The organism is Streptomyces endocoffeicus (assembly GCF_016741935.1).
Taxonomy (GTDB): domain Bacteria; phylum Actinomycetota; class Actinomycetes; order Streptomycetales; family Streptomycetaceae; genus Streptomyces; species Streptomyces endocoffeicus.
On record NZ_JAERRG010000024.1, the window covers coordinates 129,365 to 151,460 of the forward strand.

18 protein-coding genes are annotated in these 22,096 nt (G+C 68.5%); 5 read left to right on the forward strand and 13 right to left on the reverse strand.

The features are described 5' to 3' along the window. Positions 1-37 precede the first annotated feature (37 nt). From JK364_RS40620 to JK364_RS40630, 3 genes are all read right to left on the reverse strand, one after another. On the reverse strand, positions 38-1,474 hold the full coding sequence (locus JK364_RS40620) for an aminobutyraldehyde dehydrogenase (protein ID WP_307841532.1): 1,437 nt from the start codon (positions 1,472-1,474) through the stop codon (positions 38-40). A 74-nt stretch (positions 1,475-1,548) separates the two neighbouring features. Further along, positions 1,549-2,649, reverse strand: a complete 1,101-nt coding sequence (locus JK364_RS40625) for a zinc-binding dehydrogenase (protein WP_201856442.1) — start codon at positions 2,647-2,649, stop codon at positions 1,549-1,551. After that, entirely contained in the window at positions 2,646-3,833 is a 1,188-nt protein-coding gene (locus JK364_RS40630) for a mandelate racemase/muconate lactonizing enzyme family protein (protein WP_201856443.1), read from the reverse strand. The genes JK364_RS40625 and JK364_RS40630 overlap by 4 nt, the downstream gene beginning before the upstream one ends. Positions 3,834-3,956: 123 nt before the next feature. Between JK364_RS40630 and JK364_RS40635 the strand changes: the two genes are divergently transcribed. Further along, positions 3,957-4,724, forward strand: a complete 768-nt coding sequence (locus tag JK364_RS40635; protein ID WP_201856444.1) for an IclR family transcriptional regulator — start codon at positions 3,957-3,959, stop codon at positions 4,722-4,724. Positions 4,725-4,800: 76 nt separating this feature from the next. Here the strand turns inward: JK364_RS40635 and JK364_RS40640 are convergent, their stop codons facing one another. Continuing rightward, a complete protein-coding gene (locus tag JK364_RS40640) occupies positions 4,801-6,024 on the reverse strand; it encodes a saccharopine dehydrogenase family protein (protein ID WP_201856445.1) in 1,224 nt (407 codons plus the stop codon). Positions 6,025-6,156: 132 nt separating this feature from the next. Between JK364_RS40640 and JK364_RS40645 the strand changes: the two genes are divergently transcribed. The 4 genes from JK364_RS40645 to JK364_RS40660 all read left to right on the forward strand — a co-directional run bounded on the left by JK364_RS40645 (position 6,157) and on the right by JK364_RS40660 (position 12,983). Beyond that, positions 6,157-6,876, forward strand: coding sequence for a TetR/AcrR family transcriptional regulator (locus JK364_RS40645; RefSeq protein ID WP_201856446.1), 720 nt, complete (start codon positions 6,157-6,159; stop codon positions 6,874-6,876). Positions 6,877-7,130: 254 nt separating this feature from the next. After that, positions 7,131-8,723: an APC family permease gene (locus JK364_RS40650; RefSeq protein ID WP_201856447.1), complete on the forward strand. Its 1,593-nt coding sequence runs from the start codon at positions 7,131-7,133 to the stop codon at positions 8,721-8,723. Positions 8,724-8,822: 99 nt separating this feature from the next. Beyond that, positions 8,823-10,076 (forward strand): exo-beta-N-acetylmuramidase NamZ family protein, encoded by a 1,254-nt coding sequence (locus JK364_RS40655; protein ID WP_201856448.1) that lies wholly within the window; start codon positions 8,823-8,825, stop codon positions 10,074-10,076. 90 nt (positions 10,077-10,166) lie between these two features. Further along, positions 10,167-12,983, forward strand: coding sequence for a SpoIIE family protein phosphatase (locus tag JK364_RS40660; RefSeq protein WP_307841533.1), 2,817 nt, complete (start codon positions 10,167-10,169; stop codon positions 12,981-12,983). A gap of 104 nt (positions 12,984-13,087) precedes the next feature. Here JK364_RS40660 and JK364_RS40665 read toward each other — a convergent pair whose 3' ends face one another. The 9 genes from JK364_RS40665 to JK364_RS40705 form a co-directional block, all read right to left on the reverse strand. Beyond that, positions 13,088-13,330 carry a hypothetical protein gene (locus tag JK364_RS40665; protein ID WP_201856449.1) on the reverse strand — a complete coding sequence of 81 codons (243 nt, stop codon included), beginning with the start codon at positions 13,328-13,330 and terminating at the stop codon, positions 13,088-13,090. 98 nt (positions 13,331-13,428) lie between these two features. Beyond that, positions 13,429-14,691, reverse strand: a complete 1,263-nt coding sequence (locus tag JK364_RS40670) for an Nramp family divalent metal transporter (RefSeq protein WP_201856450.1) — start codon at positions 14,689-14,691, stop codon at positions 13,429-13,431. A 109-nt stretch (positions 14,692-14,800) separates the two neighbouring features. Then, a complete protein-coding gene (gene groL, locus JK364_RS40675) occupies positions 14,801-16,450 on the reverse strand; it encodes a chaperonin GroEL (RefSeq protein WP_201856451.1) in 1,650 nt (549 codons plus the stop codon). Between the two features lie 94 nt (positions 16,451-16,544). After that, positions 16,545-17,570 (reverse strand): NAD(P)-dependent alcohol dehydrogenase, encoded by a 1,026-nt coding sequence (locus JK364_RS40680; protein ID WP_201856452.1) that lies wholly within the window; start codon positions 17,568-17,570, stop codon positions 16,545-16,547. Beyond that, positions 17,567-18,298: an iron-sulfur cluster assembly protein gene (locus JK364_RS40685; RefSeq protein WP_201856453.1), complete on the reverse strand. Its 732-nt coding sequence runs from the start codon at positions 18,296-18,298 to the stop codon at positions 17,567-17,569. The genes JK364_RS40680 and JK364_RS40685 overlap by 4 nt, the downstream gene beginning before the upstream one ends. Further along, on the reverse strand, positions 18,295-19,326 hold the full coding sequence (locus JK364_RS40690; protein WP_201856454.1) for an amidohydrolase family protein: 1,032 nt from the start codon (positions 19,324-19,326) through the stop codon (positions 18,295-18,297). The genes JK364_RS40685 and JK364_RS40690 overlap by 4 nt, the downstream gene beginning before the upstream one ends. A 140-nt stretch (positions 19,327-19,466) precedes the next feature. Next, positions 19,467-19,823, reverse strand: coding sequence for a propane 2-monooxygenase effector subunit MimD (mimD, locus tag JK364_RS40695; RefSeq protein ID WP_201856455.1), 357 nt, complete (start codon positions 19,821-19,823; stop codon positions 19,467-19,469). Then, positions 19,820-20,926 (reverse strand): aromatic/alkene monooxygenase hydroxylase subunit beta, encoded by a 1,107-nt coding sequence (locus tag JK364_RS40700; protein ID WP_201856456.1) that lies wholly within the window; start codon positions 20,924-20,926, stop codon positions 19,820-19,822. Before JK364_RS40700 ends, mimD begins: the two co-directional genes overlap by 4 nt. Before the next feature lie 59 nt (positions 20,927-20,985). After that, positions 20,986-22,029 (reverse strand): FAD-binding oxidoreductase, encoded by a 1,044-nt coding sequence (locus JK364_RS40705; RefSeq protein WP_201856457.1) that lies wholly within the window; start codon positions 22,027-22,029, stop codon positions 20,986-20,988. Between the last annotated feature and the right edge of the window lie 67 nt (positions 22,030-22,096).

Below are 22,096 nucleotides of genomic sequence, written 5' to 3' on the forward strand. Positions count from 1 at the left end.
CTCTTTCATGGTGGCCCGAGTGACTGGCCGATGTCCGTCAGGCGGGTAGCTTGACCATGACGTGTTTGAGCTCGGTGAACTCCTCCAGCGAGTAGACGGACCGTTCCCTGCCGTGCCCGGACTCCTTGAAGCCGCCCCATGGCATCTCGGACGCGGACACTCCGTGGTCGTTGATCCAGACCGTGCCGAACCGCAGTCGGCGGGCCGCGTCCATGGCCTGGCCGATGTCCCGCGTGAAGATGGACGCGGCGAGCCCGTAGACCACGTCATTGGCCATCGTGTAGGCGGCCTCGGCATCCGCCGCGCGCTGCACCGAGATCACTGGCCCGAAGACCTCTCGCTGGACGATCTCGCTGTGCTGGGCGACGTCGGTCACCACGGTCGGGGCGACGTAGCACCCACCGGGGTCGGCTCCACCGCCACCGGTGAGAAAGGACGTCCCGGCCTCGGCCGCGCGGTCCAGGAAGCCCCGGACGCGCTCGGCGTGCGCGGTGTGGGCCAGGGGGCCCATCTCGGTGGCCGGGTCGGCGGGGGCGCCGACACGCAGCGAGGAGACCGCCCGGACCAGCTCCTCCACGACACCGTCGTAGGCGCGGTCCGTGACGATGACCCGGGACGCGGCGCCGCAGTCCTGTCCGGCGTTGTAGAAGCCGGCGCCGCGCACGACATCCGCGACCTCGACGGGGTCGGCGTCGTCGAGGACGACGGCGGGTGCCTTGCCGCCGAGTTCGAGATGGACACGCTTGAGGCTGTCGGCCGCCGCCCGCGTGACGTCCCTGCCCGTCGCGGAGTCCCCGGTGAGTGAGACGATGTCCACTCCCCCGTGGCGAACCAGCGGCACGCCTGCCGAACGGCCCTCGCCGTTGACGACGTTGAGCACGCCGGGCGGGAGGATTCCGGTGGCCAGCGCGGTCAGCCGGAGCGCGGTCAGCGGAGTCTGCTCGGACGGCTTGAGGACGACCGTGTTGCCCGCGGCCAGGGCCGGTCCGAGCTTGGTCACCATGGCCAGTAGGGGGTAATTCCACGGTGTGATCAGGCCCGCGACGCCGATCGGCTCACGGCGGACCATGGAGGTGTGGCCGGGCACGTACTCACCGGCGGCCCGGCCGTCCAGACAGCGCGCCGCTCCGGCGAAGAACCGCAGGCGCTCGACCGCCCCATGGGTCTCGGCCCGTGCGGCAGCGATCGGCTTGCCCGCGTTGAGCGACTCGACGCCGGCCATCGCGTCCGCGTCCTGGAGCAGCGAGTCGGCGAGGGCGAGCAGCGCCTCCGCACGTTCGCGGGGCGTGGTCCGGGACCAGCCGTCGGCGGCCCGGCGGGCGGCGGCGACGGCCTGGTCGACATCCCTGCCGGTGCTGTTGGGGACGGTGGCGATCGTCGCGCCGGTCGCGGGATCGAAGACGTCGGTCTCGCCACCTTCGGCGGCGTCCATCCACTCACCGTCGACATAGTTCTGGTCGTGCTCGATCAGCACGGCGTCACCTCTCATCGGGATACGGATCGGTGGCTCGGGGAACACCGGAGCGCTGGTCCGGGAGATCGCTGGATTCAGTCGAAGACGAGCACGTTGCGGGCGCCGTCGCCCGCACGGAGCCGGCCGAACCCCTCGGTGAGGTCGTCGAGTCCGATCCGCCGGCTGATGATCTCGTCGAGCAGCAGATCTCCGGCGAGGTAGCGCTCGACGAGTGCGGGTACGTCGCGCAGGAGATGGGCCGAGCCGAAGTAACAGCCGCCGATGCGCTTTTCGTCGACGAACGGATTGGCGTCCAACGTGACCGTCGCGCCGTGCCGCATCAGCCCGACGATCACCGCCTCGCCCCCGACGTCGAGGCTCTGCCACGCCTGCTGGACGGTCTGCTCGCGGCCAAGTGCCTCGAAGGCGTAGTCGACGCCGCCGGTGAGCTCATCGATCGCGGCGACCGGGTCCTGCCGGTCGGCGTGTACGACATCCGTGGCGCCCAGGCGCTCGGCCAGTCGCAGCTTGTCGGGGTTCACGTCGACGGCCACGATCCGCGATGCTCCGGCGGTCCTGGCTCCCTGGACGACGTTGAGTCCCACACCGCCGCATCCGAACACCGCGACCCGGGAGCCGTGGCGCACCCGGGCGGTGTTGTGCACCGCGCCGTATCCGGTGAGCACCGCACAGCTGATCAGCGCGGCACGGTCAAGGGGCATGGCCGGGTCCACGCGTACCGCTCCGGACTCCGGGACGACCGCGTACTCGGCGAATGAGGAGACGGTGAGGAAGTGGTTGAGCCGCCGGCCACCGCGGGACAACCGGCTCGTGCCGTCGAAGAGGCCGCCTCGGCTCATGGCCTCGCCCGCCACCGCGCAGTAGTTCGGGCGCCCGTTCCCGCAGGACGGACAATGGCCGCAGGACGGGACGATCGACAGCAGGACAGGGTCGCCAGCCTTCAGCCGGGTCACGCCGGGACCCGTCTCCGCCACGACACCGGACGCCTCATGGCCCAGGACGACAGGGAAGGGCGCGAGGCCGCGCTTGCCGTCGATGACATTGAGATCGCTGGCGCACAGCCCGCTCGCGGCGACCTTGACGAGTACCTCGCCGGCCTTCGGCCCGGCCAGTTCCACCTCGTCGACCTCGAACGGCCTGCCGGTGCCGGTCAGTACCGCTGCCTTGACCCTCACGTCGCACTTCCTTCCGCGGCCGCGAACCCGCAGTCGCCGCGCTCGATGGTGTGAACGGTGTGGTGCGCGACCAGGTCCTCATCGAGTAAGAAGCCGAAGCCCGGCCGGTCGGGCACGTGTGCATAGCCCTCCTTGTCGACCGTGAGCGGCTCGGCGAGCATCCGGTCGCGGGAGGGGGCGGTGAGCCCACTGGGTGGATCGTGCGGATACTCGAGGTAGCCGCAGTTGGGGAGTGCGGCGGCCAGATGCAGATGGACGAGCATGCCCAGGCCGTTGCCCCAGGTGTGGGGAATGACATCGACACCCGACAGCCCCGCGAACGCCGCGAGATGACGGATGCCCGAGAGCGTCTCCGACTTGACGGCATCGGGCTGGAGAACGTCGAAACAGCCGCGTTCGAGGAGCAGCCGGAACTCGTGCAACCCGTGGTTGTCCTCTCCGCCGGCCAGCTTGATGGCTTCCAGGCGGTCCCGTAGCCGCGCCAGCCCCGTCCAGTCGTGCCGGGGCAGCGGCTCCTCCAGCCAGGCGTATTCCAGCTGTTCCAGTTCGCGGGCCACCCACAGAGCCGTGCGGAAGTCCCATACGGTGTGACCGCCGACGCCGGGGTCGGCGCCGGCCTGGTTGGCGTCCACCATGAGCTCGACGTCGCGGCCAACGGCGGCGCGAACGGCCTCGGCTACGGCGATGTCGTCGCGCGGGTCGTCGTGGTGGAAGCGGAGTTTCACGGCCGTGAAGCCCTCCTCGACGAGCCGGACCACACTGTCCGCACGCTCGTCCGGGGTGCGCAGTTCCCCGGTCGAGCAATAGGCGCGCACACGGTCGGACGCACCGCCCCACAGGCGGCTCACCGGCAGTCCGGCCGCTTTCCCGAGGATGTCCCACAGCGGGATCTCCATGCAGTAAGACGGCGGGCCGAGAATCTCGGCGTCCCGAATTATCCCGGCCAGGCTCTCGATCCGGGCCGGGTCCTGGCCGATCAGATGAGGGGTGACGAACCGGTCGACGGCGATCTGCGCCTCGGGCCCGCCATGGGCCGCGCCGAGTCCCACGATGCCTTGGTCGGTCCCGACCTCGAAGACGACCAGGACGAGCGTTGTCTGGACGCGCCCCCGCCCCCACGCGGGGCGGAACGGCGCATCGAGGGGCAGTTCGACGAGTCGGCTCCGTATCCCGGTGATGCGCATGCTCTCACCAGCCTTCTCCCACAAGGGGATTGGACGTGTGACGCTATGATGCAACGAGTGTTGCACGATAGCAGCGCATACGATGAAGGGGAAGGTTGTCTGTGGAAGCCCCTGGAGTCGCTCATGAGTGATCGCGTGCAGGCCGTGGAACGCGCCTTGCTACTGCTCGAAGAAGTAGCCGCCAGCCCGGTGCCGCCCACGGCACCGGAGATCGCCCAGCGCGCCGGAGTCAACCGGGCCACCGCATGGCGCCTGCTCAGCACCCTCGAACACTTCGATCTCGTCGAACGCGATCCGCTCTCCGGTCGGTACACCATCGCCTACGGCACCGTGCGCCTGGCGAGGGCGACCGACGAGTCACTGCTGATCCGCCGGGCCCGGCCCGCCCTGGAACGGCTCGCCGCGCGGACGGACGGCAGCGCCTTCCTCGAGGTGGCCACCCGGGGCACGCTCGTCGTCCTTGACGAGGCGCGCCCCGCGAGCCCCGTGCACGTCGACCTGGCGGGCATCGACGTTCCGCTGCACTGCGGCTCGGCGGGCAAGCTCTATCTGGCCTCGCTGCCCGAGCAGGAACTGGCCGACCGTCTCGCCGCCCCCCTGGCCCGGCCCACGCCGTACACGATCACCAACCCCAGCGCGTTACGTGACGAAATCGACGCATGCCGGCGGACGGGCGTCGCGGTGAACTACAAGGAGCATCAGGAAGAGTGGTGCGGCATCACGGCGGCGGTCCGCGACCGGGCCGGACGGGACCTGGCGTATGTGAATCTCACGCTGCCGACCTACCGCTGGACCGATCCGGAACTGCGTGCCCTCGCTCCCCTTCTCAAGGAGGCGGCAGGTGAGATCGAGGACCGGCTGTACGTGTCCCGCCGGTCCGGCACGGAGTGACCACGCCGTTTCTTCCAATGTCAGGACCAACCCACCGCGCGGCGGCCCCGGGCGCGGCGCGTCGTCGCAATAGACATCATCCCTGCTCGCGCAGGCCCCAAGGGGCGTCGTACTCGGTGAGCAGGTCGAGGAACGGGCGGGGCGGCAGGGCTTCGGGACCGAGAACGCCCTTGCCGGACCAGGCGCCGGTGGCGAGCAGTTCGAGGGCGATGACCGGGTTCATCGCGGTCTGCCAGACGACGGCCTGTGAGCCGTACTCGCGCATCGTCCACTGGTTGTCGACCACGTGGTACAGGTACACCTCGCGGGCCTTGCCGTCCTTGGTGCCCTTGACCCAGGTGCCGGCGCAGGTCTTGCCGGTCATCCGGTCGCCGAGGGTGGCGGGGTCGGGCAGGCAGGCGGCGACCACGTCACGCGGCGAGACCTTCACCGGTCCGTGCTCGCCGGGCACGGTGACCTTCGTGGTCGAGTCCAGGCCGAGTTCGTGCAGGGTCTTCAGCCTCGCGATGAAGTCGTCGCCCAGGCCGTACTTGAACGTCACGCGCCGCGCGTCCACCCAGCGGGGGATCAGCAGCACCTCCTCGTGCTCGACGTTCACGCACTCCACCGGCCCGATGCCCTCGGGGAAGTCGAAAACCTCCGGTTCGCTGAACGGTGCGGTGGTGAACCAGCCGCGGTCCTTCTCGTAGACCACCGGCGGGTTCAGGCACTCCTCGATGGTGGTCCAAATGCTGAAAGAGGGCGCGAAGTCGTAGCCCTCGACCGTGAGGTTCGCGCCGTCGCGCACGCCGATCTCCTCGATCTCGTCGAAGAGCTCGTCCGCGGCGTACCGCGCGAAGACATCCGAAAGGCCCGACTCCACACCCATGCCGACCAGGGCCAGGCGCCCCGACTCCGCCCAGCGGTCTGCCAGCTCGAACTGCCTGTCGCCCAGCTTCACCCCGCACTCCTCGAACGGCCGCGAGGGATGCGGAACGGACAGCGACATCGCCATGTCCAGATAGTGTGCCCCGACCGCGAGGGCCGCGTTGAACAAAGGCATCACGAACCGTGGATCGGTCGCGTTGAACAGGACGTCGCACCGGTGCTCGGTGAGCGCGGCCCGCACCGCGTTCTCGTCCGAAGCATCCAGGCGCAGCGCGCTGAACCGGTCGCCGTGCTCCTCCAGAGCGGCGACGGCCGCTTCAGCGCGGGAGAGGTCGTAGTCGGCCACGACCATGTGCGTCAGGAATTCCCTGCGTGCCGCGATCCGGGTGGCGGCGGTGCCGACGCCGCCCGCGCCGACGAGAAGTACTCGCATGTCAGTGCCCCTTCTTCTGTTCCGGGAGCGGTACGCCTCCGGATTGCCCCTGATGCAACGGCACGGGGCGCTGTAAGGTCAACCACGTTGGCATAACCAGCCGTGCCGACGGCGATGGAGGCGGGTGAGGGGATGCCGAAGCGGGTGGTGCCCGAAGAGGCGCGGCGCAGGCGCAGGCCGACGCGACAGGGCGTGGTGTTGTCCGAGACGCTCATTGTGCGGGCCGCGCTGCGGATGCTGCGCGAGCACGGCAGTGCCGGCCTGACCGCCCGACGCCTGGGAGCCGCGCTGGGTGCGGATCCGAGCACCCTTTACCGCTACTTCGCGGGGATGGACGATCTGGCCCGCGCCATCGGCGACGAGCTGATGGGCCGAGCCTTGGACAGGTGGACGGCCACCGGTGACTGGCGGGCCGACTTGCGCGCCCTCGGGCTCGCCGTCCACTCCTCCTATCTCGCACACCCGCAGGCCGCCGTGCTCACAGCCAGCCGGGTCAGCGGACGTCCGCGAGAGATCGCGGTCGACGAGACAATCCTCGGCATTCTGCGCGGGGCGGGCCTGTCCGATCCCGCCGCGGTCCGCTTCTACCAGGCGTTCATCGACCTCGCCTTGGCCTTCGCCGCGCTCGACGCGGGCGAGCTGGCGCTCTCCGAGGAAGCCCGCACTCGGGACGAGGAGATGTGGGACTCCACCTACGCTCGGCTGCCGGCCACGTCCCACCCGAACATCGCCGCCACCGCCCGCCTGCTCGCCGCCCGGATGCTGCACAGCGCCTACCCGGTGGTCCTTGACACCTTGCTGGACGGCATCGCAGCCGAACTGGCTGCCGCAGGTGGCCCAGCGGCCGAATGAGCCCGATCCATGCGCTTTTGGCATGTTCTATCAATGTCTGGCCACTTCGGACTGGTTCCGGCAGATGCTTATGCCAACGACATTGACCTTCAGGTTCCCAGGGCGTTTTCTCTTCGGAACCGCGAGGTTACGGCGTCACGTAACGCGCCCAGGCGCGGCTGAATCCCTCGGGGCCGCCCGCTACGGACGTTCCGGTTGTCCCGGTGCGACTTTGCTGCTGGAGACACCCGAGGACATCCAGAAAGAGGGATCACATGGCCGAAGACAGTGCGCGGGGGACTCCTGAAGAGCCCAACCCGGCGGCCGGGCTCAATCCGAACGCGATCGGGTTTCTCGGCTCCATGGCCATTGGTCTGAACGCCACTTCACCCGCGTACTCGCTGGCAGCCGTGATCGGTCCCATCGCGGCGTTCGTCGGGGTCAACGTACCCGGCGTGATGCTGGCCTCCTTCTTTCCGATGCTGCTGATCGCGTCCGCGTTCTACTACCTCAACCGGGTCGACCCGGACTGCGGCACCACCTTCTCCTGGGTGTCGAGGGTGCTCGGCCCGACCACAGGCTGGCTGGGCGGTTGGGCCGTCACCATGACCGGAGTGATGGTCGTCGGCTCGCTCGCCGAGGTGGGGACGCGTTTCGGCCTACTGGCCGCAGGGCTCGACGGCTGGGCCGCGAACACCTGGGTCCTGCGCTCCTTGACGGTGCTGGTCATCCTGGCGATGTCCGCCCTGTGCGTCCGAAGCACCGAGGCCTCCGCCCGGCTGCAGAACGTGCTGACGCTGCTGCAAGTGGCCGGACTGCTGGTCTTCGCGGCCGTGGCCCTCTACCGCGTCCACGCCGGCACCAGCACCCTGCATGCCGTCCACCCGTCGCTGAGCTGGCTGAACCCCTTCAGCGCGGGCGTCGCACCACTCACCTCGGGACTCCTGCTCGGCGTCTTCACCTTCTGGGGCTGGGAGTCCGCGGTCAACCTCACCGAGGAGACGGAAGGCGCCGTCACCGCTCCGGGCCTGGCAGCCATCTGGTCGACGGTCGTCCTGCTGGCGACCTACGTGTCCGTGGCCTTCGCCGTGGTCGCCTACTGCGGTCCCGCCTTCCTCGGCGACCACGCCGGCGACGAGGAAGCGGTATTCGCGACGCTCTCCGACCAGGTACTCGGCGGATGGAGCTGGGTGGTGCTGCTCGCCGTCGCCACTTCCGCCCTCGCCTCCACCCAGACGACCATCATCCCGTCCTCCCGGACCGCCTTGTCCATGGCCCGCCGTCATGCCCTGCCCCAAGGCTTCAGCCGTATCCACCAAAAGCACCGCACGCCCGACGTGGCCACCTGGTGGGTCGCCGGCATCGCCATCGTGTGGTACCTCGTCATGCACTGGCTCAGTGACAACGCGCTCGCGGACTCGCTGACAGCGCTGTCCCTGCTCGTCGCGTTCTACTACGCGCTCACCGGGCTGGCCTGCGCCGTCCATCACCGGCACCTGCTGACCACGAGCTTGCGCGACTTCCTGCTGCTCGGTGCGGGACCGATCGTCGGTGCCGTGCTGCTGGCCTGGCTGCTGGTGGAGTCGGTGATCACCATGGCTGACCCCGCGAATTCCTACAGTGGGGTCTCCTGGTTCGGCATGGGACCGCCCCTGGTCATCGGAATCGTCCTGGGGCTCGCCGGCGTGCTGCTCATGCTGTGGTGGCGGAGGACTTCCCGCCGCTTCTGGACCGAACCGTACCCCCTTCCCCCCGCGCTCCCCGGCACCCTCGAAGCCGCAGGAACTGAGGACTCCTCATCCCACAGAGATCCGGGCGGCGGCCCTACGACGCCCGGACCTTCGACTCGCTCCGGCTTGCGCGGTTGAGGAGCCGGACGTCCGCGAGCAGGGGTGGCACTGGTGTCCGGGACCTCGTCGACGGGCATGATCGCATGAACATGCCAGCTCCGACATGGAGATCACATCATGAACCTGCCCAGGCGGAATCTGCTCGTCGTCGGCTCGGCCGTGGGTGCCTTGGCGGCCGCGGGTACGGCCGCCGCCACACCGGCCGCCACGGCGGTGGGTGGGCGCCGGCCGCGCACCGGCTTCGAGTGCCTCGCCGAGGACGGCTACGCTCTCCTCGAGGGCCAGAAGGTCGGCGTCGTGACCAATCCGACGGGCGTGACCCGGGAAGTGCGTCACATCATCGATGTGATGAACGCTGACGAACGCGTCGATCTGGTCGCCGTTTTCGGGCCCGAGCACGGGTTCCGCGGTACCGCTCAGGCCGGCGGTTCGGAGGGACGCTACGACGACCCGGCCACGGGTCTGCCGGTGTACGACATCTACCTCCAGAACGGTCAGCCGTTGGCGGACATCCTCACGGCCTCCGGCGTCGACACGGTGGTGTTCGACATCCAGGACGTGGGCGCACGCTTTTACACCTACATCTGGACGCTCTACGACTGCATGGAGGCAGCGCGGCTTGCGCGCAAAAGGGTCGTGGTCCTGGACCGTCCGAACCCGGTCACAGGCCGCGAGGCACTGGGCCCGGTGCTGCACAGCGAGTTCGCGTCGTTCGTCGGTCGCAAGCCCATCGCCCAGGCACACGGCATGACGGTCGCCGAGCTGGCGCGACTGTTCAACAACGAGTTCCTGCACACTCCTGTGGACCTGGAGACCGTCTTGATGACGGGCTGGCGGCGCTCGGAGTTCTACGACGCCTCAGGTCTGCCGTGGGTGCCACCGAGCCCGAATATGCCGACACTCGACACCGCCCTCGTCTACTCCGGAACGTGTCTGTTCGAGGGAACGAACCTGTCGGAGGGGCGCGGCACGACACGGCCTTTCGAACTGCTGGGCGCCGAAGGCATCGACGCACGGTGGGCGGAGGCCGCCAACGACCTCGGGCTTCCGGGTGTGGTCTTCCGCGAGGCGTACTTCGCTCCCACTTTTTCCAAGTTCGCGGGCAAGACCATCGGCGGGCTGCAGATCCATATCGGCGACCGCTCGGTGTATGACCCCGTGCGCACCGGTGTGGCGCTGCTGGTGACCGCGAAGCGCCTGTGGAGTGACTTCGCCTGGCGGCCCGACAACGCGATCGACAAACTCACGGGCAGCTCGCGGGTCCGGACCATGATCGACGCGGGTGCCGGGCCGGAGGAGGTGGTCGCGGCCTGGCAGAGCGAGCTCGCCGCGTTCCGCCGAGTGCGCGGCCGCTATCTCCACTACCGCTGACCGTACCGCGCCGAATCTCCTTCGTGTCGCGGGCACCGGCGTCCGAGGCGACACGGTCAGGCAATGACATCTTGAGTCTCACCGATTCTAGTGATTTACGAATTATTGGGAGCAAACTGGAAGGGGGGGAATTCTGCAATTTCGCTATTTTTCGGAAGGTGCGCTCATATGAGCAGTGCTCGGGACGACGACGCCGCTCTTGTGGAGGCTCATGAGCGGCTGCTCTCGGGCAGGACCATTGGCAAGGCTGTCCGGGGGCCGATCCAAAGCTCCTGGCGACGCTGTAACAGCATGGGCCTCACGGCCGACCGGCTTCAGGCCGCCTACACGGCCGATGTGGATATCGGGGGGAAGCTCACCTACGTCGCCCGGCCCGTGCTCGACCGGCTGGAGACCCGGCTCGCAGGCGTACCAGCGACCATATTCCTCACGGATGAGCGAGCCCGGCTCTTGCAGCGCCGGGCAGGCGAGCCCTCCCTGAACCGCCGTCTCGAGTCGTTGCAGCTCGCCCCTGGGTTCGGCATCCCCGAGGAGCTCGTCGGCACCAACGGCATCGGCACCGCGCTCGTGATGACGGGGCCCGCCTTCGTCTGCGGCCGTGAGCACTTCGCTGACGCCTGGAGCGGACTCGCCTGTGCCGGCGCACCCGTCCGCGACCCGTTCAGTGGGCAGGTCCTCGGTGTGCTCGACCTGACCTGTATGCACCTCGATGCCGATCCCACCATGGCGGACATCGTGGCAGAGGCGGCCCGCAGCATCGAGGAGCGACTCCTCGACGGCGTCAGCGCGCGAGAGCGTGCCCTGCTGGAGACATATCGGAGCGCCCGCGGGGTCGGAGTGGGCCAATCCGGATCACCCATGGAACGTCTCGGTCCCCGTGACCGACGCGTCCTGGAAGAACGCGCGACTGAGCTGATCTCTTCGGGCCGGACCGGCTTCGCCGAGGTCCGGCTCAGTCACGGTCGCGCAGCCGTACTCCTCAGCCGGCCGATAGGACATTGGTCCGGTGTCTCCGGCTTCTCCGTCGAGGCCGCCTTCCCCGGCGAGGGCATTTTCCCCCTCCTCGCACAGGGCTCTCCGGACACTGGATCTCCCGATACGGGCCCCGGTGTCCCGCGCTTCCCCACCCCCAGACCCGCCATCGTGTCCGCGCCCCAGCCTCGGACACCAGCGGTACCGGCCGACCAGTGGCTGCTCGCCGTCGGTGAACCTGGCATCGGTCAACTCGCACTGCGTGCCCGGCAGCGCCTCGGCCTGATCGCCGATGCCGGCTTCCGGATCGGAACCACTCTTGACGTGTCCCGGACCGCTGAAGAACTGACCGAGGTGGTCGTCCCCCGGTTCGCCGACTTCGCGGCCGTCGATCTGCCGGACTGCGTACTGCTCGGCGAGGAACCGATACGGGTGGACGGTCCGCTGCGCCGAACCGCCATCCGCGGCACTCACGAGGGTGCTCACCTCTATTCGGTCGATGACGTGATCACTTTCCATCCATCCATGCCGCAGGCCCAGGCCCTGGCCACCGGGGAGCCGGTGCGCGAACCGCGGCTGTCCGAGGCGCCGGGCTGGATCGCCCATGATCCGGTTCGGGGCTCGAAGATCCTTAGCGCGGGCGTTCACTCACTCATCGCTGTGCCCATGCTCGCCCGCGGCACGGTCCTGGGCGTCGTCAGCTTCTACCGATCCAAGGCCAGCGGTTCCTTCGAGGAAGACGACCTGGTCCTCGCGGAGGAACTCGTCGGGCGGGCCGCCGTATGCGTTGACAACGCGCGCCGCTTCACCCGCGAACAAACCATGGCACTCATGCTGCAGCGCAGCATGCTCCCGAGCGGGATGCCTGCCCAGCATGCGGTGGAGGTGGCCCACCGCTATCTGCCCGCGAAAGCCGGGGTAAGAGGCGATTGGTTCGACGTCATCCCGCTCTCGGGGGCGCGCGTGGCACTTGTCGTCGGTGACATCGTGGGGCACGGCATGCACGCTGCGGCGACCATGGGCCGGTTGCGCACCGCGGTCCACAACTTCTCCGCTCTCGACCTGGCGACCGACGAGATCCTGACCCAGCTCGACGACCTGGTCATCCGTTTCGACCTCGACGATCAGCGGGCCGGAAAGGCCGACGGGGGAATCGCTGGAGCGAGCTGCCTGTACGCCGTCTACGACCCGAGCACGCGCCGCTGCACCTTGGGCCGTGCGGGCCATCCGCCGCCCGCCGTGGTCCTCCCCGACGGAACCGTTGACTTCCCCCACATGCCGGTGGCCCCGCCGCTTGGTGTCGGCGGTCTGCCCTTCGAGACCGTTGATGTCGAACTACCTGAAGGTAGTCTCGTCGTCCTCTACACCGACGGGCTGATAGCGCACCTCGGCCAGTGCGATCTCGATCGCGGTTTCGCACACCTGCTGCGCATACTCGCTCAGGCCGCCCGAACGCCGGAAGAGGTCTGCGAGGCTCTCGGGGCTCTCCTTCCAGCAGACCCCTCGGACGACATCGCCGTCCTGGTGGCCCGCACCCGCGCCCTCGACGCCAGCCAGTTCGCCAGCTGGGATCTGCCGTCGGATCCGGCGGTCGTCTCCCGTGTACGCGCGGATGTCGACGAACAGCTGGCTGAATGGGAGCTCGGAGACCTGGGGTTCACCACCGCGCTGGTGGTGAGCGAGCTGGTCACCAACGCGATCCGCTACGGCGCGGAACCCATCCAGTTGCGCCTGCTCCAGGACAGCACGTTGATCTGCGAGGTGGCCGACGGCAGCAGCATCGCGCCTCGCATGCGCCGGGCACACACAACCGATGAGAACGGACGCGGGCTTTTCTTGGTCGCCCAACTTGCCCAGCGTTGGGGCACCCGGTACACGGCCAGCGGCAAGGTCATCTGGGCTGAGCAGCCGCTACCCGGACGCTCAGTGCAATAGTGGAGTCACATTCCGCATGGTCCGTGTACGTAAGCTCGTACCCGAGCCATGGGCACGGCCTCGGACTTCCTGCCCGCCCGTGCGTGTATGGCTCCGCACGGGCGTTAAGAGCCGGCGAGACCGGCCAGGCCGAGACCCGTCAGGCCGAGACCCGCCAGCGTCAGGCTGAGCCGGAGCACGCAGGACGCATGGGTGCTCCACCAGCGCACGCGGGGCATGGCCGAGGCCGGAATCAGGCTCCAGTCCACGCGGCGCAAGGCGGCTTTGTACAGGATCATGGCCACGATGCCCCATGCGCCGGCCATGGCGAGGGCGCCCGCGATCGCCCTGAGTGTGGTCACATCCATTGCGGCTCCTTTTCGGGGCGGAGTTCGGGGACCACGCCCCGGTTCGGATGACGTTGACAGCGTTGCGGATGGCCACTGGCACGTGCGGCTCGACCTGATCAGGCGGCGCCGGTCGCGGTCAGATAGATCAGTACGAGGTTGAGCGCGATGACGATGACGGTCACAAGCGCGGCCGCCACGGTCACCGGGCGCCGGTTCGCGCAGGCACCCATGACGGTGCGGCGGGAGGTCAGTACGACCAGCGGTACGAGAGCGAAGGGGATTCCGAAGGAGAGCACGACCTGGGAGAGGATCAGCGCCCGCGTCGGATCGGCCCCAGCGGCCAGCATCGCCAGGGCCGGGATCAGCGTGATGACCCGACGGATCACCAGTGGGATCCGTCGGCGCAGCAAGCCTCCCATGATGACCGCACCGGCGTAGCATCCGACCGCGGTGGAGGCGAGTCCTGACGCCAGGAGACCGACGGCGAAGAGCAGCGCGATCACGCCGCCCAGACGGTCACCGATCGCGGCGTGCACGCCCTCGAGAGAGCCGCTCTCACTGCCCTGCAACGCCGTCGCCGCCAGCAGCAGCATGGCCAGGTTGACGGCGCCGGCTACCAGCATGGCCATGCCCACGTCGTACTTGGTCACGGACAACAGTCTCCGTCGCTGCTCGCCCTCTTGTCTGCCATGCCGATCCCGGGCCAGCGCCGAGTGCAGATAGACGACGTGAGGCATGACGGTGGCGCCGAGCATGCCCGCTGCCAGGAGCACACTGTCCGCGCCGTCGAACCGGGGGATGAAGCCGTTCGCGGTACCCGCTGCCGATGGCGGGGCCACGAAGAGGCCGGCGAAGAACCCCAGGGCGATCACCGCGAGCAGGCCGATGACCACCCGTTCGAAAGACCGCTGTCCACGTCGGCTCTGCAGGGCCAGGAGCCCTGTCGACACCAAGCCCGTGATCAGCCCTCCGACGAGCAGTGGCAGATCGAACAGGAGATACAGAGCGATCGCCCCGCCGAGCACCTCGGCCAGATCCGTGGCCACCGCCACCAACTCGGCTTGCGCCCAGTAGGCCAGCCTGCCGACCCGGGGCATCCGGTCGCGCAGGGCTTCCGGCAATGACTGTCCGGTGACCAGTCCCAGCTTGGCCGACAGATACTGCACCAGGCAGGCCACCAGATTGGCTGCCACGACGACCCACACGAGCAGGTAGCCGTAACGGGCGCCGGCGGTCACATTGGTTGCCACGTTACCGGGGTCGACATAGGCGATCGCGGCGACGAATGCCGGTCCGACCAGGCGGAGCCGCTGCAGACGAGGGGCAGCGGGTGTCTGGGGTTCTGCCCCCGCGGCCGTTCTGGGATCGATGGTGTACATAGGCGTTACGGGCCTTTCGTTCGTGTCCTTCCGCCCGCTGGATTGCCGCGCCCTCAGGCTCGGGCTGGTCGTGTACGCGGCGGCAGCTTCTGGGGTCCGCTCCGGCCGGTCAGTAGATGTTCGACGGCCGGACCATGCCTTCGGCCAGGTCGCCGAAGCCGGGGGCCACGATCGCGCCCGGGTTCTGGATGATCTCCTCGACCACCAGCGTTTCGGTGGTGAGCAGCAGCGCCGCGATGGAGGCCGCGCTCTGCAGCGCCGAGCGGGTCACCTTCAGCGGATCGATCACGCCGAGGGAGAACATGTCGCCGTACTCCCCGGTGAGCGCGTTCAATCCATGTCCTGCCGGCAGCACGGCGACGCGGTCGACGACCTCCTGACCGTCATAGCCGGCGTTGATCGCGATCCAGCGCAGTGGCTCCGCGAGGGCGCTGCGGACAATGTCCCGTCCTGCCGAGTGGTCACCGGTCAGGTCCAGCCCGTTCAGCACCGATGCGCACTGTGCCAGTGCCGTACCGCCACCGGCGACAACCCCCTCCTCGATGGCCGCCCGGGTGGCGGACAGCGAGTCTTCGACGCGGTGCTGCTTCTCCTTGAGCTCCACGCCGGTGGCCGCGCCGACGTGGATGACCGCGACGCTGCCGGACAGGCGGGCGATGCGCAGTTGGAGGTGGTCCTGGTCGTGCTCGTTCTCGGCCCGCTCGAGTTCACGCTTGATCTGTTCGATGCGGGCCGAGACGTCCTCCTGCGCACCCGCGCCGCCGACCAGTGTGGTACCGGACTCGGTGACGGTGATCTTGCGGCACCGGCCGAGCTGGTCCAGCCGCACCGCGTCCAGGCTCAGGCCCGCGTCCCCGGTGACGACGCGTCCCCCGACGAAGGCGGCGAGATCCTCGAGCTCTGCGATGCGCCGGTGGCCGAAGCCCGGCGCCCGTATCACCACCGACTTGAAGGTGTCGTGCACGTTGTTGGCCACGAGCATGCCCAGAGCGGGGCCTTCCACCGTCTCGGCCAGGATCGCCAGCGGGCTGCCGCTGCGGGTGACCTGTTCCAGCAGCGGCATCAGGGTCTGGACCGTCGAGATCTTCTCGTTGGTGAGCAGGATGTAGGGGTTTTCGAAGACCGTTTCCATCCGGTCCTTGTCGGTCACCATGTAGGGCGAGATATAGCCGTGATCGAATTCCATCCCATCGGCGAAACTCACATGGAGCCCGAAGGAGGGTGACTCTTCCACCGTCACAACCCCGCTGCGGCCCACGCGGTCCATCGCGGTCGCGATCGTCTCGCCGATCTCGGCGTCGTTGTTGGCCGAGAGCGTGGCCACATGGGCCAGGTCGGCCTGGCCGGTGATCTGCCGGGTGTTCGCCTGCAGTGCGTCGATCACCGCGGCGACCGCCTGGTTGATGCCCGCCTTGAGCAGCATCGGGTTCGCGCCGGCGTCCACCGCGCGCAGTCCTTCGCGCACGAGGGCCTGGGCGAGCACCGTGGCGGTGGTCGTGCCGTCTCCGGCGACGCCGTTGGTCTTGTTGGCCACTTCCTTGACCAGTTGGGCGCCCATGTTGGCGAAGGGGTCGCGCAGCTGGATCTCGCGGGCGATGGTGACGCCGTCGTTGGTGATGGTGGGTGGGCCGGTCAGCTTCTCGATGACGGCGTTGCGTCCCTTGGGGCCGAGCGTCACCTTGACCGCGTCGGCGAGGGCGTTCACGCCTCCCTCGAGGAGACGTCGCGCATCGACGTTGAAGCGCAGATCCTTTGCCATCTTCCGTAACCGCCTCTCGGGCCGGTGGTGAGTGTGGTGCAGCGGTTGCCGCGAACGAAATGTCCTGTCCCGACGCGGGGGCAGGATGCCTGGATCAGGGAACGAGGATGGCCCGGCCGCGGACCTTGCCCTCGTCCAGGTCCCGCAGGGCCTTGTCGAAGTCGGTCAGGGGGTAGACGGCGGTGTGCAGGGCGACCTTGTGCTGGGCGGCCAGGGCCATGAGTTCCGCCAGGTCGGTGTAGGAACCGACCAGGTTGCCGATGAAGTTGATCTCGGTCGAGATGATGTCGATCGTGGGCACCGTCAGGAGCCCGCCGTAGCCCACCACGTGGTAGTCGCCCGCCCGGCGCAGCATGGCAAGGCCGTCCTCCAGGGCGCCGCCCTCGCCGACGAAGTCGATGACCACTTCGGCGCCGTGTCCGCCGGTGAGCTCTCGTACCTGCTCCACCTGGGTGCCGTCGGCGACGACGGTGTGCCGGGCGCCCAGGGTCTCGGCGAGCTCGAGTGCCTCCGGCGAGCGATCGACGACGATCAACTCGGCGGGGCTCAGTGCGCGCAGGGCCTGGATTCCGATGTGGCCGAGTCCGCCCGCCCCGATGAGCACCGCCCGCCGGCCGGGGGCCAGCCGCCGCGCGGCCTTCTTCGCCGCGTGATACGCCGTCAGTCCGGCGTCGGCGAGCGCCGCGACGTCCGCCGGGGCGAGCCCGCTCTCGAGCTTGACCACGGCGCGTGCGTTGGTCTTGATCAGTTCGGCGAATCCGCCATCGGAGTCGATGCCGGGGAAGGCGGAGTTCTCGCAGTGCACATCGTCGCCGCGGCGGCAGGGCGGGCACAGACCGCAGGTGGCCAGGGGGTGCAGGATCACCGGGTCGCCAACGGCCAGGCCGGTCACCGCACTGCCGAGCTCGTGCACCCACCCGGCGTTCTCGTGGCCCTGAATGTAGGGCAGCCCCACGCCGGACTTCTCCGCCCACTGGCCCTCGACGATATGCAGGTCGGTCCGGCACAGCCCGGCTCCGCCGACCCGGACGATCACATCCAGCGGACCCGTGATCGTCGGTTCGGGTACCTCCTCGACCACCGGTGTGCGGTGGTACGCATGCAGTCGTACGGCTTTCACGCGCTGCCGCCTTTCGTGTCCGGGCCGTAGCGGGTGACGAGCAGCCCCTCGCAGATCTCGGTGTTCGCCGCGATGCCCACGGCAGTGGTACGGCACCGCAGCAGGTGCGCCTCCATGCCGGCGGGGAGGACGGCGCGCCCGCGTTCGTCCGTGAAGACGGGATCACCACCGGCGGCCGGCAGGCCGAGCGCCTTCCGCCGGCGCACCAGGGTGGTGGTCAGCCGGCCGGGCAGGTCCCTCAGGCGGGCCTCGGCCATCTGGCCCGCGGTCCACCCGTGGTCGGTGAGGCGCCGCCCGAGGCGTTCCTGTACGGCCAGGAGGCCCTTGCGCAGGAAGGTCCGGCGCAGTTCCTCCAGCCGGTCGGGGTCGGACAGCAGCGGGAACGCCTCGGCGAACTCCTGGCCGCAGGCGACCCCGTGGTTGATCTCGTCCGAGGAGAAGTGGTCCTCCAGCACGACCGTCACCTCGGTGGTCCACGACAGGCCCGCGAGCGCCCGGCGGGCGCCCTCCACCATGAGCCAGGCGAAGTTCGGAGCGCAGAAGTAGGTGGGCAGCCTCAGCCGCGCCTCCACGCGCCCGCCGTCGACGCTGACGCTGCGGACGAAGCCGAGTTCGGTGATGGGCCGGTCCAGTTCGGGGTCCAGCACCGTGCCCAGGGCGGCGGTGACCGCCTCGGACCGCTCGGCCGCCCCGGTGGGGGGTGCGCTCGCGGCGCTGACCGGGGTCATGCCGGCACCTGCCCGGCGGACATCCTCTCGGTCGGGGTGGCGGCGGCCGACTGGACGGCCTGCGGCACCTTGATGTCGTACAGGCGGGCAAGGTTCAAGCCGAGGATCTTGCGCTTGACGTCCGTGGTGAGGACACCGTATTCGGACTGCATCTCCTCGGGTATCTGGAAGTCGACAAACTTCTCGATGAGCCAGCGCGGGCTCCAGATGGCGTAGTCACTGCCGAAGGTGATGCGGTCCTCATCCAGCCAGTACAGGAGTTCGCCGAGGACCCGGGCGAAGTAGCCCGGCCGGGAGTGGACGAACGGCATGACCACCGACAGGCCGGCGTAGACGTTGGGCTCCTGGGTGGCGATCCAGCAGAAGTCCTCCAGCCGCGGCAGGCCGGAGTGCTCGACGATGAAGTTCAGCTCCGGGAAGGCGGTGGCGGCGTGGTCGATGTCGGCGACGTCGAAGGCGTCGCGGTTCAGCGGCCAGATGGTGGGGCCCTTGTGGACGTGAATGTTGCGGATCCCCAGCTCGGCGCACTTGGCCAGGTAGTCCTGCGCGCCCGGGTCGGTGAGCTTCCAGCCCTTGGAGTCACCGCGCCATTCGGCGGTGTAGAGCTTGATCCCGCGCAGTTGCCACTCGGCCGCCAGTCGCTCCAGCTCGGCCAGGCCCGCCTCGCCGGCCCGGGGGTCGAAGGAGCCGTTGACGATCAGCCGGTCGGGGTGCTTGGCGGCCAGCCGGCCGTTGCGTTCGGTGGTGTTGAAGCCGTTGACGTAGAACTCGCTGAGGTAGGTGGGCTGGAAGATGGCCATGTCCACGTATCCGGTTTCGAACAGGTCGTGCATCAGGTCCTGCTCGGAGTACTTGCGGAACTTCTCCAGCGGCCACACCCACTCGGCGGGGCTGAGGTTGCGCTGGTAGTCGTAGAAGCAGCGGATGAAGCCCTCGCCGTACTTGTTGGCGGTGTTCTCCTCGCTGCCGTCCCAGAAGTGGATGTGGCCGTCGACCACGAAGTAATCCACGCCGTCCTTGGTGTACATGTGCTACCTCGAATTCCTGGTGAGTGGGTGAGGTCCCCGGTCCGGGGAGCGCGGGGAACGCGGGGAGGCGCTTTGGGACAGACGCACTCCCCGGACCGGTCCTGGTGCCGACGTGCGGGGCCGGAACCGCGGGACCGGCGCTACTGGACGGGCTTGAGGTCGAAGTCGATGTACTCTGCCGCTTCCTCCGGGCTGGCGAAGAGCATCGTCTTGTCATCGAAGTGGACCATGCGTCCGTAGTGGGTCGACATGATCTCTTCGAAGTCGGACTGGTCGAACTCGAAGCCGATCGCCTCGGAGATCTCGTCGAAGTCGAAGAGCAGCTTCCCTTCGCCGTCGACCCGGATCATCGACGGGTACTCCTCGACGGACACGCCGGACTTGCCGCGCATCACCTCGGCGACGACATGGCCGTTCTGGTTGTTCATCAAGGTCACGCCGCACAGGTTGGAGAAGGTGCGGTCGGAGTCGAACTTCTGGTTCTTGCCGGCGGTCACCGCGACACTCCCTTCGGCTCGGAGAGGTTCAGGTCGGACAGCAGGCTGCGCAGGCCCGCCGTCGCGGCGTCGAAGGAGTCGGCGAAGGTGGCCGGCTTCTCCTGCGGCTGGGACCAGATCGGCTGCAGTTCGTGTGCCGCCCTGACGCTCAGCGGTGCCCATGTCTCCAGCCAGCCCTGCAGAACGTCCCGGTTGTGCCCACCATGGGTTTCATCCGTGGTGAGCATGCGGAACAGCGCGCGGGTGTAGCGCTGGTCGCGGTCGTGGTCGTGCTCCCCGGTGCCGACCAGCGTCGGGGTGACGTAGTCGCCGTTGCGCGCGGCGACCTGCATCACCAGGTGGCTGCGGAACAGCACGCCGACCAGCGACTCGAACACCACGTTGGTGGCGAACAGCGACTCGGCCCAGTCGCCGATGGCGGTGAGCCGCTCGACGTTCTCCCGCACTCCCTGCCAGGCCGGGTCGGCGTGCCAGACCTCCTTGTGGACCGCCCCGTCGAAACCGATCCCCGCCTCGGACAGGTCCAGGTTGTACAGGGCCAGGTCCTGGGCGAAGCGCAGCTTGTGGGCACTGTTCACCGCGATCGCGGTGTTGATCATGTTCGTGGGCGCGGAACGCTGCTCGGAGGTGAACACGTGCATGCCCAGTCCGTGCTCGGCGTGCATCCATGCGCCCAGGTGCCGCTCCAGGAACGTCACCCAGGTCATCGGCCAGTCGCGGTACGCGCCGGCCTTCTTCGCGTTCTCCAGGTTGAGCTGGATCTGCCGGACGACGTTGGAGTTGTTCCGGTAGATCGTCTGCTCCCACTCCTCGTTCGGATCGAGGAAGAGATGCCAGTCGCCGGACCGCAGCACGGTCCAGTCCTGGGGGTAGCCGCCCTTGCCGTCCGCGAACCCGTAGACCCAGCCCTGGCTCAGGTGTCGCTCCGGATCGGGCTGCACATCGACCGTGACGTCCTCGTACATCGTCGCCCGCTTCTTCCGGGGCGTGAAGTAGTTGTAGGAGCGGCTCTTCGAGCCGGGAAACTCCTTCAAGCCCGCTTCCGCACCGGTGAATTCGATACGGGGGAAGCTCCTTGGCGCGGTGTTTTCCGCTGTGGCCATGGGCGCGTACCTTTCTGTGTCTCAACTCATGGGTGGAACGGGTATCCGTCGGCGATCCGTCAGTCCCCGGCGGCGGCGGTGATGGTGAACTTGTCGAAGAAGACCTGTTCTTCGGGCACCCCCATGCCCTCCAGCAGCGACAAGGCGGCGTCGATCATCGGCGGCGGGCCGCACAGATAGACGTCGCAGTCGGCGAGGTTGTCCTCCTGGCGCTCCAGAACCTCGGTGACCAGGCCGGTCTCCCCGGCCCAGTCCCGCGGCCAGCGGTCGGACAGGCAGGGCACGAAGCGGAAGGAGGGCAACTGCTCGGCGAGGTGTGCCAGCTCGGCGAGCTGGATCAGGTCGCCTTCGGTGCGGGCGCCGTAGTAGTAGACCGCCTCCCGCTCGTTCCCGCTCTCGGCCATCTGGCGCAGCAGCGAGAGGATGGGGGCCATACCGGCGCCGCCGCCGATGAAAACCAGGCGGCGGTCGGACGCGACGCGCAGGGTGAAGGTGCCGTACGGGCCGGTCACCCGCAGTGGGTCGCCGACCGCGAGTCCGTCCTCGAGCAGGCTGGAGAACCGGCCCCCGGGGTAGCGCTTGACGATGAACTCCAGATGGCCCTCGGCCGCCGAGAGGTTGGCCATGGAGAAGGAGCGGTGTTCGTCGGTTCCGGGGACGGTGATGTCGACATACTGGCCGGGGTGGAAGCGAAGTGTGGACTGCGACCCCGCGGGCAGCCTCAGCCGCAGCAGGGAGATGTCATGGGTGAGCTCCACCAGCGAGTCCACCTCGGTCCGCACGGTGACGACCGGAAGTCCGGACCTGATCATGTCCTCGTCGTAGTTGATGAGTTCGATCTCGGTGTCGCTGTAGATGTGTGACCGGCACAGCAGGACGTACCCCTCGTCCCTTTCGAAGTCGGGCAGGGCGAACGTGGAGTACCGGCCCATTTGGAGATCGCCGTCGAGCAGGAAGGACTTGCAGGCCGAGCACTGGCCCTCCTTGCAGCCATGGATCAGCATGACGCCCTGCCGGAACGCGGCATCGAGCACGGTTTCGTCCTCGTCGGCCTCGATTTCCATGCCTACCGGTTCAAATCGCACCTTGTGCGTGTCGGCCATGATGCCGCTCCTCGTAAAGTGAGGGCCCTCGCCGCGGCGCGTCGCGGCTGCGCGCCGCGGCGAGGGC